Raw genomic sequence first — 15,034 nt, forward strand, 5'->3', positions numbered from 1 at the left:
TGGCGTCATCGGTGTCACCGAGTACGCCTGTTGCAAGGTGGTCACGCCCTCCCCAAAGCGCCGCGACCCCCGTACAGTCATCTCTCACACCTCCTCGATATTCCTAAGGTCGTGTCCAGGCATGACGGCGGGTTCCAGGCAGCCACCCGAGACACCCGCCGCCCTGCCGGACAAACCATCACCACTCCTCCGAAGAAGCACGTCAAGCTCCTCCAGAGACACCTTCAACACCGCCGCGAGTTGACGGCGACGTAGCGGTTCGGGAACCGACTCGCCACGCTCCCACCGGCTCACAGTGGACCGGTCAACACCCAACGCATACGCGAAGCTTTCCTGGGTATGTGCCAGCACCTCCCGCCGAGTAGCAAGCCCGCCGCGCCGTTGCCTGATCATGACGTCGCCCTGTCCTGCTCACGAATCGCCTGAGCACGGGTACGTTGACGGCGAGCAGCCACGAACGCCTCTCGCGCCAGCACCGGGTACATCTTCCCGATGTCGATCAACACATCGGCATTCGCCTCATGCCACTCCGCCCGCTCCTCAACAGGAACCGAGTCATTCGGCCGGTTCTCGACCAACTGAACGATCCTGCGCGCGAACTCAGCCGCCCGATCCGTACCCGTCGCCGCCTCCTGCCCCTGCTCACCAATCCGCTCAGCCTGTTGCAGCTCACGGCGAGCAGCCACGTTCGCATCCCGCGCCAGCACCGGGTACAACCCGCCGAGCTCGAACAGGACCTTGGCGTTGCGCTCATGCCAACGCACCCGATCAACAAGCGGCCCCCCGCTCGGCCGATTCGCCAGCACCTCAACCACCTTCCAAGCGACATCGACCGCGCTGTACTCCTTCCTAGTCACGGCCGCCCTCCAACAACTCACGGGCACACTCCCGCGCCGCCTCAGCCTCACGCCGCGCCGACGCCGTATGCGACGAATCAACCCGAGCGATCTCATCCAGGATGTTGGCCTGCCGCAGATACCAGGCCGCCCACTGCACCCTGGTCGCCGACTCGGTAGGCCGCGCCGACCGCAGGTCAGCCAACGCCACCGCCAACACACTCGGGGAATCACCCGGCCCCTGCATGTCCATCACTGATACCCGCCGCCCGAATCGCCGAATGGATCACGCGCGACGAAACAACGTCCACTGCGGTCACCCGCCTCAGCAGGCGCGGGCATCCCGTCCGGGTCCAGCCGTTCCGCCAACACCATGGCCGCATCCGCCAGGTCCAACAGGAACGCCGCGAACATCGCGCGGTCACCCTTCCCAGCCGGTGACGCGATCAACACTTCGCCCGGGTCCAGCGACAGTGACAGGCCCGGCGGATCGTTCTTACTCCCCACCAATACCTCCACTGTCGCTTCCGGACCCACCGCCCACAACACCTGACCTAGCCCAGACATCACGCCGCCGACTTCGACGCATCACCGGCCGATGCCGCCTTGCCACCACCCGAGGCACGCGAGCCCGCACCCGCACCGGCCGCCTTGAACCCGGTCGCCCGGAACGCGTACGACTGGTACTTGAACTCACCGTTACCCGCCAGCCGAGGCTCAGCCGTCACACCCTCCAACTCAATCGGCCGCATCCCCGGCAACACCTCACTCGTAGTCGGGACCGGCTGAACGTCACCGACCAACGTGATCGTGAACGACGCCCGCTTCGCGTTGCCCTCATCCGGGTCCGTCACGTTGATCTTCCACTGCCGCTTGCCCGTCAGCTCGTCACTCTTCTGCCGCACCGGCCGACCCGACGCCCTGTCCTCCCGAGACTGATACTCGTTGTCCGGCAACACCTCACCGACCAACACCAGACCCTTCGGGAACGCCTCATCAAACGAAATCGGAAACCGGTGACCCTTGGGAATAGCCATCATTAGTCCTTCACTGGTTGTTGTGTATCGTTGCTTCCTGCTTCATGGTCCACAAGTTCAGAACGCCCCCGCGTAAGCACGTCAATCAGCGAGTCAAGCGCCGTACGATCCACCAGCAATACGATCGGGAAGGCGTTGCCAAAGCGCACCTCCACGCGGTCGGCGAAACCGAGCGTTCGCAGGCGAACCGGCAAGTCGTTCGTGATGTGCACCAGTACTACGTCTCCCACGGCAGCACTCAGCAGTCACCACGTCCGTACCCGGACCTACGTTGCGCTTGGGGTCCGCTTTGGCTGATCATCCTCAGCACCTCCTGTACTCGTCCTGACGTTCCCGGCACCTACCACTTTCGACGAAAACGTGGGACGTACCCACCGCACCAGAGGATTTCTTGGGACGTCCCTGGTACACTCAAGTCGTCCCTCGTGTCCCTGGGAGGTCCCGCGTGCCGAACGAACGTCTACGAGATGCCCTGTTCAGGAGGGGGTTGGCGCCCGCCGACGTAGCGGCCAAGATCGGCGTTGACTACAAGACGGTTGAGCGTTGGATCACCAAAGGGCGTACACCGTACGCGAAGCATCGCCACACAATCTCTGCCCTTGTTCACGAGTCGGAGAACTACCTATGGCCGGACGCAATCGCCCCTGAGCGGGTAGCAGAAATCGCCGAGTCCGAGGTGGTAAAGATATATCCGCACCGACATGCACTCCCGCGTGAAGTATGGGATACGTTGCTGCACAACGCCAATGACCACATTGAGATTTTGGTGTATTCGGGGCTTTTTATGACCGAAGACCCCAAGATGATCCGCAGACTTCGCGGGAAAGCCATGGCTGGTGCGAGAATTCGCATACTACTTGGGGAGCCCGACAGTGATGAGGTCGAGAAACGGGGTAATGACGAGAATATTGGCACCGGCACAATGGGGGCGAAAGTGCGCAACGCACTCGCCTTCTTCAAGGCTATTAACGGCGAATCTGGCATTGAGGTTCGTTGTCACTCGACCATTCTCTACAACTCAATTTATCGATTCGACCAGGACATGCTCGTAAATACACACGTTTACGGCTTTATGGCCGCTCACGCTCCCGTCATACACCTACGGCAGCTTTCGAGTGGTAGCTTGTTTGAAACATACTCAGAAAGCTTCGAATCAGTATGGAAGGGCTCAACACTCCCGGTTTGGTAGTTTGTGGACTGGTTCACCTTGGAAAGGTTCCTCTTGTCACGCAAAGATTTCTATAACGACCCCGGCGCTCCCGTAGCAAATAGTATTACTGTCGCGGTAAGTGTTGTTATTCAGAACAAGACTGGTGAGCTTCTCCTCATTCGGCGCACGGACAATAACCTGTACTCGATCCCTGGAGGCGGTCAAGAAGTCGGCGAGTCGCTTGCGCAGACGGCTGTTCGCGAGGTTCGAGAAGAGACCGGCATTACCGTTCGAGTGGTCGGAGTGATTGGGGTCTATTCCGACCCGAAGCACGTTATAGCGTACACGGACGGCGAGGTAAAGCAGGAGTTTTCTATTTGCTTCCGAGCAGAGCCTATCTCGGGCACTCTTCAGACCAGCAGTGAGTCAAGCGAGGTGCAATGGATCAGCCTCAAGGATTTGAGGGGTCTTGACATGCATCCGTCTATTCGCTTGCGCATCGACCATGGACTAACACGTCAGGAAGCGGCCTACTTTAGCTAGCCTGGCGGGATACCTTGCTTTACTCGCCGGCAGGTTCGCTCAGCAGCACCCTGCAATTCGGGAGTGGATGCTTCAATGGCCTTCGACACTAGATGGTCGGCACCATAGCGGCGCCGAACTTCACTCAGGCGATCATCTATTGTCGTCGGCCGCCCGTCTGGCGCGGTTGTCATGTCTGCCCACCAAAGGGCGTCACGAAGAGCTGTGCGCTCATCCGGATAACCCTCAAGCGTCGACTCCAAACCGCGCAACTTTGCCTCTTGGATCGCGTTGGAGTGACGGGCTATCAGGGCGCAAAGCCTGCTATTTGCATTCAAGCCTTCGAGGTATTGCGCACCGTCAAGCGGGTGAAATCCGGTCTGTACGACGTCGGGAGCATAACCGACATCGTGCAACAGGGCTGCGGCGACAAGCAAGTCAGCGTCATGCCCGAACAGTGCAGCAACTTCGGCCGCTCGAACTGCTACACCTTGCACATGCGCCCACCGACGCGGCAATGCTACTTCAAGTCGCGTCCGCGCTATCTCACGTGCCCACGTCTCGATACCCATAATGCCATTGTAGGAGCACACAACCGGTCACGCTCAACGCCGGAGGACTATCCGTCTACCCGCGCGTGGGGCGCCCTCTCGTGTCTGTCGATTGTGTCCGTCCGATTGCGTCCGTCGTGTGTTGCCGAATTTGGCTCTATGGGATCAAGGCGCGCCGCCGCCGCCGGCGCGCATCACGCTCGCAGCTCGGGCCAGCGGCATCGCGACACGACCGGGCTCCCGCTCCGCTCCGCCCGGTCGGCCGCCCGCCGAGCCCCAAGCTGCACGCGTGAGTCCCAGCAGCCGACGACGGCGCACAGGCCCCACACACCAGCCCCTCAACACACCCCGAACACACGTCAACCCGCCAGCTCCAACCACGCGGAGCCGACGGGTCGACAACCCACGAACACAGTGACCCACACAGGCCAGCACCAGCCGCGGAATCCACCCGGGCAGCACCACAACTACCCCAACGACTTTTATGGGCGTACTTCCAGCATGGTCACCCTGCGCCGCTCCCGCCGTCTCACTTTCCAGCCCCCTACCGATACGGGCACAGCAACAACGACCGCAACGCGAGGTCACCAAAGGTCCCTCTCCTTTGATCATTTAACACCGGCCCGCCGCCATCAAGAGCGCCTAACGGCGTCGCTCCGCAAGCTCCGCGATGGACGCAAGCGTCCACTCTTGACAACGACGACCCGGTGCTAACGCGCGGCAAGGGCGAGGGGTGAGGGGGCGGGCAGGGACCGCCCCAATCACCTCCACACCGCCCGTCACCGAGGAGGCCACCATGACCGGACAGCTCGCATTGTTCCCCGCCTTCCAGCTCACCCTCTGGACCCGCTACGACCTGAACCAGACCTACGGCCCCGACCGTCCCAAAGGGACCAGGGCAGGCAAGGCCAGGCCGTCTACAGGCCGTCCCACGTCCAGCCACGTCCCGCCGCAACCGGACGCAACGAGCACAAACCAGCAGGTCAGGACAGGTACGCGGGGTTACACCCGCAGGCCGGGGAAAGCCGGGCGAAAGATGCCGTCCTTCTTCCGTGCTGGGTGGCTTTCCCACCTTGCCGAGCTCAGCCCCGGCATCGCCGACCTGGTGACCAGGGAGGCCGCCCGGGTCCGGGTGAGTCTTCCGCTGGGCAACCGGGTCATCGACATGTCGAAGACCGGGTGGTTTCCCCTGGACGCGAAGCTCTTGGGCGTCCAAGATGAAGAGGACCAGGCATGGTCTCCGCAAACCCACGCCAGCCCCGGACCGCCTGGTGGATCCTTGCCCACGGTCGACGTGGACGACCTGCCCGACCACCTCACGTTGTGGCGCCTACTGGCGCACGGCGACACTCTGATCGACCAGTTGGCAGCTGTCTGTCCGGACATCCGATCACCGGGTCCGATCCTGCCGGCCCGGCCGTCGGACGCCGCGTACTTCTTCGACCTGGAATCGTGGTCGCACAGTGGGAAGCCGGACATAGACATCCCGCCACCGCATGGACATCTGCTGTCGATAGCCGCAGGGACCGGTATGACCCCGCGCGAGGCGGCACAACGGGCAATTGATCTGGGCGCGAACGGCGTCACGGTCGAACACTTCACCGGCGACGTGACGCTGGACCTGAACACGACCGATCGCGCGCTGCTCAGTAGCAGCCTCGACGGCCGCCCGCTCTGGCTCACGGTCGACAAGCCGGTGGAGCCCGAGCACATCGTTCTGGCCCACCAGCGGATGAGGATCAGTTGCGACACCGCAGTTCGGCGGCTCAGCGAACTCGGCTATCACGTACGCAATGCCGACCACCTGCCGAAACAGCCCGCAGAGCAGGACGCGGTCCTGTTGAGAGGCTTGGACAGCAGCGAAATCGTGCCCCCCGGACACATACTGGCGGTGTCTCGGCGGCTGGTCAGGCCCGTCCAAGAGGTCGTGGAACGTCTCGCTGTCTACGGCCTACGCGCGCGTTCGATTCCCGAACCGGTACTCGACCATGACGTCAAGATCCTTTGCCGAGACGCGGACGGTGACGAACCTTGGCTCAAGCCTACGGCCCGGGTTCGGCGGCATCACGTCGTCAAGGCTTCGGCGATACTTGGCCTCGCCTGTGCTGACATCGCGGCTCGACTTCGCGAGTACGGATTCGACGTGAGTCCGATCGAGAATCTCCCGGCACGCGCGGGTGAGAGCGAACTTGCCCTTCTTCGAAGGGAGCTCAACGGCGAGGGCTCCTGGATCGACACCGACAAACCCGTTCCCGCAGGTCACCTCGTCGCGTTGTCCCATCATTACGGCTGGACCGTTCGTGAAGCCGCCGATCGCATGGCCAACTACGAACTGACCATCCCGGCGGAACTTCCGGACAGGCCTGAAGTCGGTGATCTCATGCTTCTCAGCGAAGGCTTCGACGAGGAACCACCGTGGCTCACCACTGAGGATCCGATCGCGCCCGGTCATATTCTCGACGCTGCGCAACGGCACGGTCGCACCGCCGAAGAGATCGCTGACCGGCTACGAGCCTACGGGTTCGACCCGCCACCGACGAGCACTTTGCCCGACCGCCCGACGCTGATCGATCTCAAGCTTCTCAGCCGATACCTTGACGGTACACATCCGTGGCTGACCAGAGCGGAACCGGTGACCCTCACGTTCCTGATCCGTGCGGCGCGGAAACTCCGCCTCGATATTCTCGAGGTCGTGACCCGCCTCACAAACGCGCGGCTGGACGTCCCCGACCCCACGGAACTCGTGCGCACAGCTCTTGCACGAGTGCCTCGTGTCGCACCCCCACTGTGGACAGTGGGAGAAGGAGCCAATGGGCAGGAGGACGTTTGAGATAGTGGATCTGACAGAGATCTAGCGGCTCGCAGGTCGATCCAAGAGCGAGATCGCGGCCAGTCCCGGCGCGGGACCGCGGACCGTGTGGCCGGCCTTGATGCAGGGCCGATCACAGTGTCAGCGTGGTGACGGAGTCCGAACGAACGGGTCGCGGGGCGGACGGCTGTCCTGACCGTCGGGGTCGGCGACGCGCGTCGGTTCGACCGGTTCACTGAACAGGTTCTCGCGTGAGGCGCGGTGCTCCGCGAGCGGATCAGTCTCGCCGTTCCACTGGTAGGTGCACGGATGACTGAACAGGCCTTGTTCCGCTTGCACTACGGTACTGATGGAAGGTCCTTTCAGAAAGATCATGGGGTGTCCCGGGGCAACGTCACCGCCGCGCTCACCGGGAGAGATACCGTGGCACGCGCACGCGGACCACATTCACCCATGGCAACTCCGCGGCCGCCGCCCTGCACCTGTTGCCGCTGTTCCTGGTCCAGTCGCTGCTCGCGTTCAGCAGCGGCGTGACCGCGACGATCGCCACCTTCAAGGGTACCCGCTTGGCCGGGGCGGGCTGGGTCACGCTGGGTATCGGCGCGGCCGGCCTGATCCTGCTGGGCGTGTCGGCGGATCCGAGCCCGGCGGCCGCCCTGCGACCCGGGTGGCACTGGATCCTGCTGGGGATGGCGGCGCCGGTAGCGGCCATCGCCGGCTACGCCAAACGCCGCGATGACAGGTGGGCGGCGCTGATGCTGGCGCTCGGCGCCGGCCTGGGCTTCAGTGTCGTCGGCATCTCGGCGCGAACGCTGAATCCCCCGGACGCGATCTGGCGGCTCATCCTGGAACCGCCGGTCTGGTCCACCGTCCTCAATGGACTCACTGCGGCCGTGGTGTTCGCGATGGCCCTGCAGAAGGGCAGACCGACAGCGGTCACGTCCATCATGTTCACCACCAACACAGCACTCTCGTCGCTGATCGGGCTCGTCTACCTCGACGACCGTGTCCGCGGCGGTTTCACGGTCCCGGCCGTCGCCGGATTCGTCCTCGCGATCACCGGTGCGATCGGCGTCGCGCACTACTCGGCCAGTACCCGCCAAAAAGCACCGGGACGCGACCACATCCCGAGATAGCAGGCCCAGGTCTACCATTGAGGCACAACCGCTCCGGACCTCGGCGGCATGTGTGCACGCCCATAACGCCAGGTCGAGAGGTACCACAGTGGACGTTTCGGATACCGGCCCGCAGCGTCACCCCGCGGAGAGTCCACACCCGGTCGGCGACGCCTTGCCGGTCGTGCCGAGGCTCTTGCAGGTGAGCGCCGCACTGGGCTGGCGGTTGTTGGTGGTCGCCGGCGCCCTGTACGTGATCGGTTTCGTCGCCGGCTATCTCGGCGCGGTGATCGTCCCGATCGCCATCGCCCTGCTGCTGGCCGCCCTGCTCGCACCTGCCGTCGGATACCTGGTCAACCATCGAGTACCCCGACCGCTGGCCGTCGTCGTGGTCCTCATCGGCGGCCTCGCGGTACTCGGCGGGTTGCTCACGTTCGTGATCATCACCTTTGTCAACGGCCTGCCGGCCCTGCGAGTCCAGCTCGGCACCAGCCTCGACACCGTCGGGAAATGGCTCACCACCGGCCCGTTGCATCTGAGTGCCGAGCAAGTACGAACCGTCGTCGACAACCTGCTCACCACCGTGACCAACACCCAGACCGGCATCACCTCGGGAGCCCTGACCACCGCCGCGACCATCGGCGAGGCCCTCGGTCAGATGCTGCTGATCCTGTTCGTGCTCATCTTCCTGCTGTCCGACGGATCCCGGATCTGGGCGTTCCTGCTACGCGCCGCCCCGCACCGGGTCCACGCCCGGATCGACGTCGCCGGCCGCCGCGCCCTGGCCAGCTACGTGCGAGCGACGGTCGCGGTGGCCACAGTCGACGCGGTCGGCACCGGGACCGGCCTGGTCATCCTCGGTGTTCCGTTGGCGATCCCGCTGGCCGCACTGGTCTTCCTCGGCGCGTTCATCCCGATCGTCGGCGGGATACTCGCCGGCGGCATCGCCGTGCTGATCGCCCCGGTCGCCAACGGACCGGTGCAGGCGCTGGTACTGCTGGGCATCGTCATCGGCGTCCAGCAACTGGAGGCCCACGTACTGCAACCCCTGCTGCTGGGACGAGCCGTCCAACTCCACCCACTCGCCGTGGTACTCGCCATCGCGGTCGGCCTGGTCGCGGCCGGCATCCCCGGCGCACTGCTCGCCGTCCCGCTGCTCGCGGTGCTCAACTCAGGTATCCGCTCTCTGCGCAACGAAACCGCCGACCAAACCGAGGTCGAGGCATCCGGCCGTGAGCCGGCCGCGCTCACAAATAAACCGGGCCACCCGTGAAGACGGGCGGCCCGGCCTGTTCATTCGGCTTTCCCTGTTATCCGATACAACCCGGAACAGGAGACGGACTGCTGACACAATTCGTCGGGGTGTTGGCCGTCACCGTGGAGGTGTTGAGTGTCGCCGAGCCGGCGACGTAGTAGATCCCACCGGGATTCACGACCGAGGAGTTGAGCGTTACCATGCTGCTGGTGATCGTGAGCGTCCCGTTGACGCTCGCGATGCCGCCGGCCTGGTGGGCGGTGTTGGACTTGACGGTACTGCTGGTGAACGTCGCGGCCGCCGGCGTACCGGTGCTGTAGACGGCACCGCCGAGACCGTCCGCGGCGTTGCCGGACAGCTGACTGCCGGTGAGGGTGACCGCACCGAAGTTGAGGATCCCACCGCCGTTGTTGTGGCCTGTCGCCGCGGCGTGGCCGCCGCTGACGGTGACCGCCTTGAGCGTGATTCCGCCCGTGGGCCCGACCTGGGCGATCCGGAACGCCGACGCCGTACCGGCGCGGGTGATGGTGTTGGCGTTGCCCTCGAAGGTGATAGGTGTGGTGATGACCGGGAGCCCGGCAGGGCCGTTCACACCGTCGCTGCCATGGCTGGCCGTGAGGGTGTACGTGCAGCCCGGGGTCAGGGTCACTGTCCCACCGCCGGCCGCGTTGGCCGCCGTCACCGCCGTGACGAGGGATGTCTCGTCACATGCGACTGCCGCCTCGGCGGTCGCGGGTACGAGCAGGGCCGTGCCGGTGGCAAGAGTTGCCGTTCCGGCAAAGGCGAGAATTGTGCGACTGTATCGCATGAGGACTTTCTTGGAACTGAGACCGATGGTGGTCGAGCGCAAAACTCGAACGTCCCGCAGGAGCGGTCACCGGCGGTCAGGAACAACCATCTCGAACACTACACCGGTTGACCCGGCGTGCCGGATATGTGACCAATTCGACCCGATTCAAACTCAGGCCGGCCCGGCAATTCTGGATCACCCGATAATGCTCGACGGTCCCCGTCCGAGAACTCGGCGCCGCTCGTGTCCAATGCGGGTCTATACTGGTGCTGTCACGGCATTGCTCCTTCCGCGATCGGGCTCGGAACACCGTCCGGTGGACGAAGGACCGCTCCAGACCCTGGCGGCGCATGAGTCACCGCTGTCGCGCCCATGAGTGGTCTACCGCGGAGGAGACATCGGCCATGGTCAACATCAATGCCGCTTAGTTAAGCGATCTTGCCGAAGATGTGCAGTTCAGGGGGTTGGTCGTAGCGGGTGCCGGTGTGGCTGGGACGTTTGGTCAGCTTGTCGCCAACCTGAATTCGTTTGACCACGCGGGGATACGAGCGTTGCCGACGTCCCCGGGTGCGGCGTTGCCGGATCTCGTCACAGGTCTCGATGATCGCGTTCGTCAGGCGGTGAGGGGGAAAAACCCGCCTGGTTGGTGACCTGGCGGCGGACGGCGTTGAGGCTGCGGACGAACGACAACTCGTCCACGTCCAGGCCGTCATCGGCGTCCATATCGTCCGCGGCCTCGTGCATGAGATCCCGCACCGCGTAGTGCTGTGCGTGCCGAAAAACTAGGTCCGTGCTGTGAGCTGGGACTTCGCCGACAGGGTGCCGGGGATCCGGCGTCAGTCCTGAACATGTTCAAATAGTTGGCCGCGACTCTTGAACATGTTCAGTTTGACCTTCGTGGCCTGTCCTAGTCGAGAACCTCGCTATCGGTTCTGGCCTGGGCGTTTACGCGGCGGGTTGGTATTCGTTGAGTAGTCCGCCGAGGCGTTGTCGGCGCCGAATCCGATCGAACCGTGCAGGGAACGGGACCACGGTTGGTTCATCGTCAGGAGCACGCAGAAGCATCCCGGCACCCTGGTGGCTGCGCCCGGCGTTGTGGTGAGTGACATAGACGTCGAGCACCTGGCGCAGATGACGTTCTCCGGTGATGAGAATCCGGTCAGTACACTCCCGGCGGACAGAGCCAATCCAGCGCTCAGCGAAAGCGTTCATCCGCGGGGCCTGCGGCGCGGTGAGCACGATCTCGATGCCGACAGACGCGAAGACCGCGCCGAAAGCAGCACTGAACTTGGCGTCACGGTCGCGAATCAGGTACCTGAATCGGTGGCCGACCTCCTCCAGATCACCGGCAAGACCACGGGCCACCTGAACCACCCAGTCCCCCGTCGGATGCGCTGTAATGCCGAGCAAGTGGACCCAGCGTGTCGTGATCTCGATGACGAACGCGGCATACAACCGCTTCAACGCCACGGTATCGACGTGGAAGAAGTCGACAGCAATCAGGCTTTCGGCCTGGGCGCGGAGAAAAGTGCGCCAACTGTCGTCGCGGTGGGTCGATGGCGGGACCTTGTTGGCGCGCAGGATCCTACGGATGGTGGAGGCAGCGACTCGATGGCCGAGGCGACGCAACTCGCCCTGGACACGAACCACACCCCAGGTCCGGTTCTCTTTCGCCAGACGCACAATCAGAGCTACCAGTTCGTCGCCGATCGGCGGACGACCCGGCGGCCTCGGCTGCCGCCATCGCGCTGCGACCAATCGACGGTGCCAGCGCAGCAACGTTCCCGGCGTGACCATCCGGCAGGCGCGCAGCGCGGTGGGAAGCAGCCGGGCCAGCGCGGCCAAGACCGCCCGATCTGACCAGGACAGGCGCGGCCTCGGATTGACCCGCCGTAATACGGCGACCTCCTGCCGTAATGCGAGTATCTCCGCGTCCTTCGACGCCGACGATCGAGCGAACAGAGCAAGCCACGACAGCACCTGGACAACGAGCCGATAGACCAGACCAACAGACACGAACGCCGATCTTCAGACACCACGAACGCCCAGGTCAAACCAGATGGCCGCGTTCTCGACCAGGACAGGCCGGTAGAGCGTCGACTTGGGCCTGCGACTGCTCGTCGGTGGTGACTTCGTACACGCGGTTACAGGCCCAGGCGTGCCTTGGTCTCAGACACAGGCTCGTCGTCGGGGACCCGCTGCCCGGTGAGCCTGCCCGCGGCCCGCCGGTACATCGCCCGGTGCCCTTCAGGTCCAGCTGCGGCGGTGAGCTGCGCGACCGTCCGCCAGTCCTCAAGGGTCTCCAGGACAGGGGCCAGGTCAAGCGTATCGGCGGCGATGGCCAGAGCCGCGCGCCAGTCCCGTGCGAACTCCTCGGCCTCCTCCGGAATGAGGGCAGCGCGCACCTCGGCGGCGGTGGCGTTGGCGAACGGCGGTCCGCTCCGGCCGTGCCGAGGTTGAGGAGCTGCTGCGGCAGTCACACGCAAACCATAACCCATCGCTCTGGTGACTGCGCCCGGCGTTCTGAAAGGCGGCATAGACGTCGAGCACGTCGCGTAGGTGACGTTCCCGGTGATGAGGCCCCGGTCGAAACCGCGCTACCAAATGTCATCCACGCAGATCAGGGGCGAGCGCTGCGAGATCGGACCTGCCCAACGCCCCAGCACCACACACCGCCACTCGGTCCTCGGCACGAATGACTCGACACCACTCGCGGGACCGCGCCGCACCCAGCCGCAACCGCTTGCGCAGAGTCTCCGCAGAGATCGGCCGACCAGTCCTCACCCAATGCTCGCGATTGAGCCGAACCGCCTCGGAGAACCGACCCCGATCAGCCCGCCCCACCGGCAACTGAGGTACCGCCTCGCGCTCAACCTGCCGCGACGACTCCGCCACTACATGAACCGTCGACTGCTCTGTGGTGCTCTCCGAGTGAGCGCCGGGCGCCGGGGTCAACGGCGCCGATGGCATCTCCGCAACAGCGCCCTCAGCCTGGACCGCAGCGAGCACACGCGCACACGCATCGCTCGCGTGGACACCGGCACGCAGCAACCACACCACATCCGCCGGAGCCAGTCGCCGCCACCGCCGACCGTAACGCCTCCGAAGCAGAGCGATCACCCGACGCAACTCCAACTCTGTGTCGACTGCCTGGCGATAGCTGGTCAGCTGCCACAACACCATCCGCCGCCACAACAACCACGTCCGCCATGGCGCCAACGCCCATCGAACCAATGGGATCGCGTCGCGCAACGTGTTGTTGGCCTGGCCTATCCGCCGAAGCAGTACCGTACGGCCTGCTTCGACGATCGCCAGCAGCATCAACGGGGCCGCCGAATGCAACCCAACCGCGATCCAGTCCGGCCATCCGCCCGCCGCGTTCGCAGCGATCGTGCCAACCGACAGCACACGAACGAGTTGCCGCAGCCACCCGACCGGCGCGCCGATCCAAGCCAGCACCACCACAGCGATCAAGCCACCGTCGATACCGGCCGGCACCCAGTCTGCCAACGGCACACCCTGCCGCGCAGCCAACTCAGACACCGTCACATACGAACCTGCCAACCCATAACCGGCTACCACCACACCCAGAACCACCGCCGCAGCCACAGCTGCGAGCTGTCCCGAACTCAACCTGCGCACACGTTCCCCCGCCGAGAACTCGTCCGATGAGGACATCATTGCTGAGATTCCTCCCGCAGTCGTGGCTGCCGCTGCCACCATGCTCATCACGACCACCCTCCTGCCGGTGAACGATCCGACAGAACCCGGCACGTGCGAGCCCGAGGAGAGCCCGAGAGGACCGAAACAACACAACACCTCGCGACACGACCCGGCAAGCCACAATGGACACGACGTGCGAAAACACTGTAGAACACCATTATTCGTCACCACCTGACACGGCCTCCTCTTAACCAGCGGGTTCGGGGTTCGAGTCCCTGGCGGCGCACCCGAGAAAGTCGGCGGCGACCAGCCAATCCTCTCATCGTTGAGGATCATGCTGGTCGCCGTTGATCTATGGTGGGGCCGGCGGGTGGCCACGGTTGGCCGCCAACGCGTCCGTGATGCGCCGAGGTCGTCTTGCCAGACTTCGCATCCGACCTGCGACAATCCATTTCGCGCACGCAGCACCTCGCCTCGGTGCAGCTGTTCACTGAACGCGTTCAGAAGCCCCACCCTATATCGACGAACTCACGCTCCCAGCGCTTCGATCTCGCCGCCACGGCACGCCCGCGGCGTCACAGTCTGCCGCCCATCCGGGGACAACCGGCTGCTCAAGCTTGGAACAGCAGACCCCGTCCGCAGTCGCCATGTCATCTGCGGACTTCCTCGTCCGGTGGCCTGAACGTCGCTCAGCCAGACGCTTCTTCGGTTGTGGCAACAACTCCTCACATATGAGTTGGTCTTTCTGATCGATCTGCTCGCTACGCCACCTTCACCCGCGCCCGTGTCCGCGGCGGCATCACTATCGGCGTCACTCCGGCACGCGAGCGTCGGCGACCACGCCGGGGCCGACCTCGCAACTTGCGCGCCGTCCGTTGCGCAGCACGCAATACCAGATCTACGGCCGCTTCCGCCGCCTTGTGCGCCAAGCATGGCAACACACTGGTGTACGTGTCCGCGGTGAGCACGATGCTCGAATGTCCCAGCATGTCCTGCACCGTCTTCAGCTCGTTGCCCGCCGCCAGCGACAGACTAGCCGCACCATGCCGCAGATCATGCAACCTGATCGGCGGAAGCCCAGCCTGTGCCGCCACCTTCCGGAACGTGTGGGTCAGATAGCCTGGACTCAACGGATCACCATACTTGTTGACAAACAAGAACCCGTCAGCACGCCGTCCACGAGACGCTTACGCTCCTGCGCGTCACGCAAGCGCCGCAACACCGCCACCAGCACATGATCCAACGCGACCACGCGCACACTCGACTCCGTCTTCGGTGGACAGATCACAGTCTTGCCATTGTGATC

18 protein-coding genes are annotated in these 15,034 nt (G+C 64.2%); 5 read left to right on the forward strand and 13 right to left on the reverse strand.

Annotated features, from left to right (window positions below):
* Positions 1–84: 84 nt before the first annotated feature.
* From EV192_RS08635 to EV192_RS08660, 6 genes are read right to left on the reverse strand one after another with little or no spacing between them, the layout of a single operon-like run.
* Positions 85–393: a helix-turn-helix transcriptional regulator gene (locus EV192_RS08635; protein WP_243726731.1), complete on the reverse strand. Its 309-nt coding sequence runs from the start codon at positions 391–393 to the stop codon at positions 85–87.
* Positions 390–857, reverse strand: a complete 468-nt coding sequence (locus EV192_RS08640; RefSeq protein ID WP_132113197.1) for a hypothetical protein — start codon at positions 855–857, stop codon at positions 390–392. Before EV192_RS08640 ends, EV192_RS08635 begins: the two co-directional genes overlap by 4 nt.
* Positions 850–1,089, reverse strand: a complete 240-nt coding sequence (locus EV192_RS08645; protein WP_132113200.1) for an AMED_5909 family protein — start codon at positions 1,087–1,089, stop codon at positions 850–852. Before EV192_RS08645 ends, EV192_RS08640 begins: the two co-directional genes overlap by 8 nt.
* Positions 1,089–1,343, reverse strand: a complete 255-nt coding sequence (locus EV192_RS08650) for a hypothetical protein (protein WP_132113203.1) — start codon at positions 1,341–1,343, stop codon at positions 1,089–1,091. The genes EV192_RS08645 and EV192_RS08650 overlap by 1 nt, the downstream gene beginning before the upstream one ends.
* A 59-nt stretch (positions 1,344–1,402) precedes the next feature.
* Positions 1,403–1,873 carry a hypothetical protein gene (locus tag EV192_RS08655; RefSeq protein WP_132113206.1) on the reverse strand — a complete coding sequence of 157 codons (471 nt, stop codon included), beginning with the start codon at positions 1,871–1,873 and terminating at the stop codon, positions 1,403–1,405.
* A gap of 2 nt (positions 1,874–1,875) precedes the next feature.
* Positions 1,876–2,085 (reverse strand): hypothetical protein, encoded by a 210-nt coding sequence (locus tag EV192_RS08660; RefSeq protein ID WP_132113209.1) that lies wholly within the window; start codon positions 2,083–2,085, stop codon positions 1,876–1,878.
* 233 nt (positions 2,086–2,318) lie between these two features.
* On the opposite strand from EV192_RS08660, the gene EV192_RS08665 reads away from it, so the two are divergent.
* A complete protein-coding gene (locus EV192_RS08665) occupies positions 2,319–3,062 on the forward strand; it encodes a DUF5919 domain-containing protein (protein WP_132113212.1) in 744 nt (247 codons plus the stop codon).
* A 33-nt stretch (positions 3,063–3,095) separates the two neighbouring features.
* Complete coding sequence (locus tag EV192_RS08670) at positions 3,096–3,566, forward strand: NUDIX hydrolase (protein WP_132115185.1); 471 nt, start codon at positions 3,096–3,098, stop codon at positions 3,564–3,566.
* On the opposite strand, the gene EV192_RS08675 is transcribed toward EV192_RS08670, so the two are convergent.
* Positions 3,563–4,117 (reverse strand): HD domain-containing protein, encoded by a 555-nt coding sequence (locus EV192_RS08675; RefSeq protein WP_132113215.1) that lies wholly within the window; start codon positions 4,115–4,117, stop codon positions 3,563–3,565. The two genes, EV192_RS08670 and EV192_RS08675, sit on opposite strands and share 4 nt — an antisense overlap.
* A 1,510-nt stretch (positions 4,118–5,627) precedes the next feature.
* Here EV192_RS08675 and EV192_RS08680 point away from each other — a divergent pair.
* From EV192_RS08680 to EV192_RS08690, 3 genes are all read left to right on the forward strand, one after another.
* Positions 5,628–6,926, forward strand: a complete 1,299-nt coding sequence (locus EV192_RS08680) for a wHTH domain-containing protein (RefSeq protein ID WP_132113218.1) — start codon at positions 5,628–5,630, stop codon at positions 6,924–6,926.
* Positions 6,927–7,390: 464 nt separating this feature from the next.
* Complete coding sequence (locus tag EV192_RS08685) at positions 7,391–8,041, forward strand: hypothetical protein (RefSeq protein WP_132113221.1); 651 nt, start codon at positions 7,391–7,393, stop codon at positions 8,039–8,041.
* A gap of 88 nt (positions 8,042–8,129) precedes the next feature.
* Entirely contained in the window at positions 8,130–9,293 is a 1,164-nt protein-coding gene (locus EV192_RS08690; RefSeq protein WP_165960285.1) for an AI-2E family transporter, read from the forward strand.
* 37 nt (positions 9,294–9,330) lie between these two features.
* On the opposite strand, the gene EV192_RS08695 is transcribed toward EV192_RS08690, so the two are convergent.
* The 6 genes from EV192_RS08695 to EV192_RS57310 form a co-directional block, all read right to left on the reverse strand.
* Positions 9,331–10,083, reverse strand: a complete 753-nt coding sequence (locus EV192_RS08695; RefSeq protein ID WP_207925942.1) for a hypothetical protein — start codon at positions 10,081–10,083, stop codon at positions 9,331–9,333.
* A 570-nt stretch (positions 10,084–10,653) separates the two neighbouring features.
* Positions 10,654–10,821 carry a hypothetical protein gene (locus EV192_RS53680; RefSeq protein WP_165960286.1) on the reverse strand — a complete coding sequence of 56 codons (168 nt, stop codon included), beginning with the start codon at positions 10,819–10,821 and terminating at the stop codon, positions 10,654–10,656.
* A gap of 189 nt (positions 10,822–11,010) precedes the next feature.
* Positions 11,011–12,081, reverse strand: coding sequence for an integrase core domain-containing protein (locus EV192_RS08700; protein WP_132113224.1), 1,071 nt, complete (start codon positions 12,079–12,081; stop codon positions 11,011–11,013).
* A gap of 128 nt (positions 12,082–12,209) precedes the next feature.
* Complete coding sequence (locus EV192_RS08705) at positions 12,210–12,545, reverse strand: DUF6247 family protein (RefSeq protein ID WP_132113227.1); 336 nt, start codon at positions 12,543–12,545, stop codon at positions 12,210–12,212.
* 127 nt (positions 12,546–12,672) lie between these two features.
* Positions 12,673–14,064, reverse strand: a complete 1,392-nt coding sequence (locus tag EV192_RS08710) for a DUF2637 domain-containing protein (RefSeq protein ID WP_132113231.1) — start codon at positions 14,062–14,064, stop codon at positions 12,673–12,675.
* A gap of 425 nt (positions 14,065–14,489) precedes the next feature.
* Complete coding sequence (locus EV192_RS57310; RefSeq protein WP_132113233.1) at positions 14,490–14,885, reverse strand: tyrosine-type recombinase/integrase; 396 nt, start codon at positions 14,883–14,885, stop codon at positions 14,490–14,492.
* Between the last annotated feature and the right edge of the window lie 149 nt (positions 14,886–15,034).

The organism is Actinocrispum wychmicini, from assembly GCF_004345645.1.
Classification (GTDB): domain Bacteria; phylum Actinomycetota; class Actinomycetes; order Mycobacteriales; family Pseudonocardiaceae; genus Kibdelosporangium; species Kibdelosporangium wychmicini.

Excerpts from the sequence above, each read along its gene's own strand:
- EV192_RS08635 (WP_243726731.1), bottom strand. The coding sequence starts at position 393 with ATGATCAGGCAACGGCGCGGCGGGCTTGCTACTCGGCGGGAGGTGCTG.
- EV192_RS08645 (WP_132113200.1), bottom strand. The coding sequence starts at position 1,089 with ATGGACATGCAGGGGCCGGGTGATTCCCCGAGTGTGTTGGCGGTGGCG.
- EV192_RS08655 (WP_132113206.1), bottom strand. The coding sequence starts at position 1,873 with ATGGCTATTCCCAAGGGTCACCGGTTTCCGATTTCGTTTGATGAGGCG.
- EV192_RS08675 (WP_132113215.1), bottom strand. The coding sequence starts at position 4,117 with ATGGGTATCGAGACGTGGGCACGTGAGATAGCGCGGACGCGACTTGAA.
- EV192_RS08680 (WP_132113218.1), top strand. The coding sequence starts at position 5,628 with ATGACCCCGCGCGAGGCGGCACAACGGGCAATTGATCTGGGCGCGAAC.
- EV192_RS08695 (WP_207925942.1), bottom strand. The coding sequence starts at position 10,083 with ATGCGATACAGTCGCACAATTCTCGCCTTTGCCGGAACGGCAACTCTT.
- EV192_RS08710 (WP_132113231.1), bottom strand. The coding sequence starts at position 14,064 with ATGATCCTCAACGATGAGAGGATTGGCTGGTCGCCGCCGACTTTCTCG.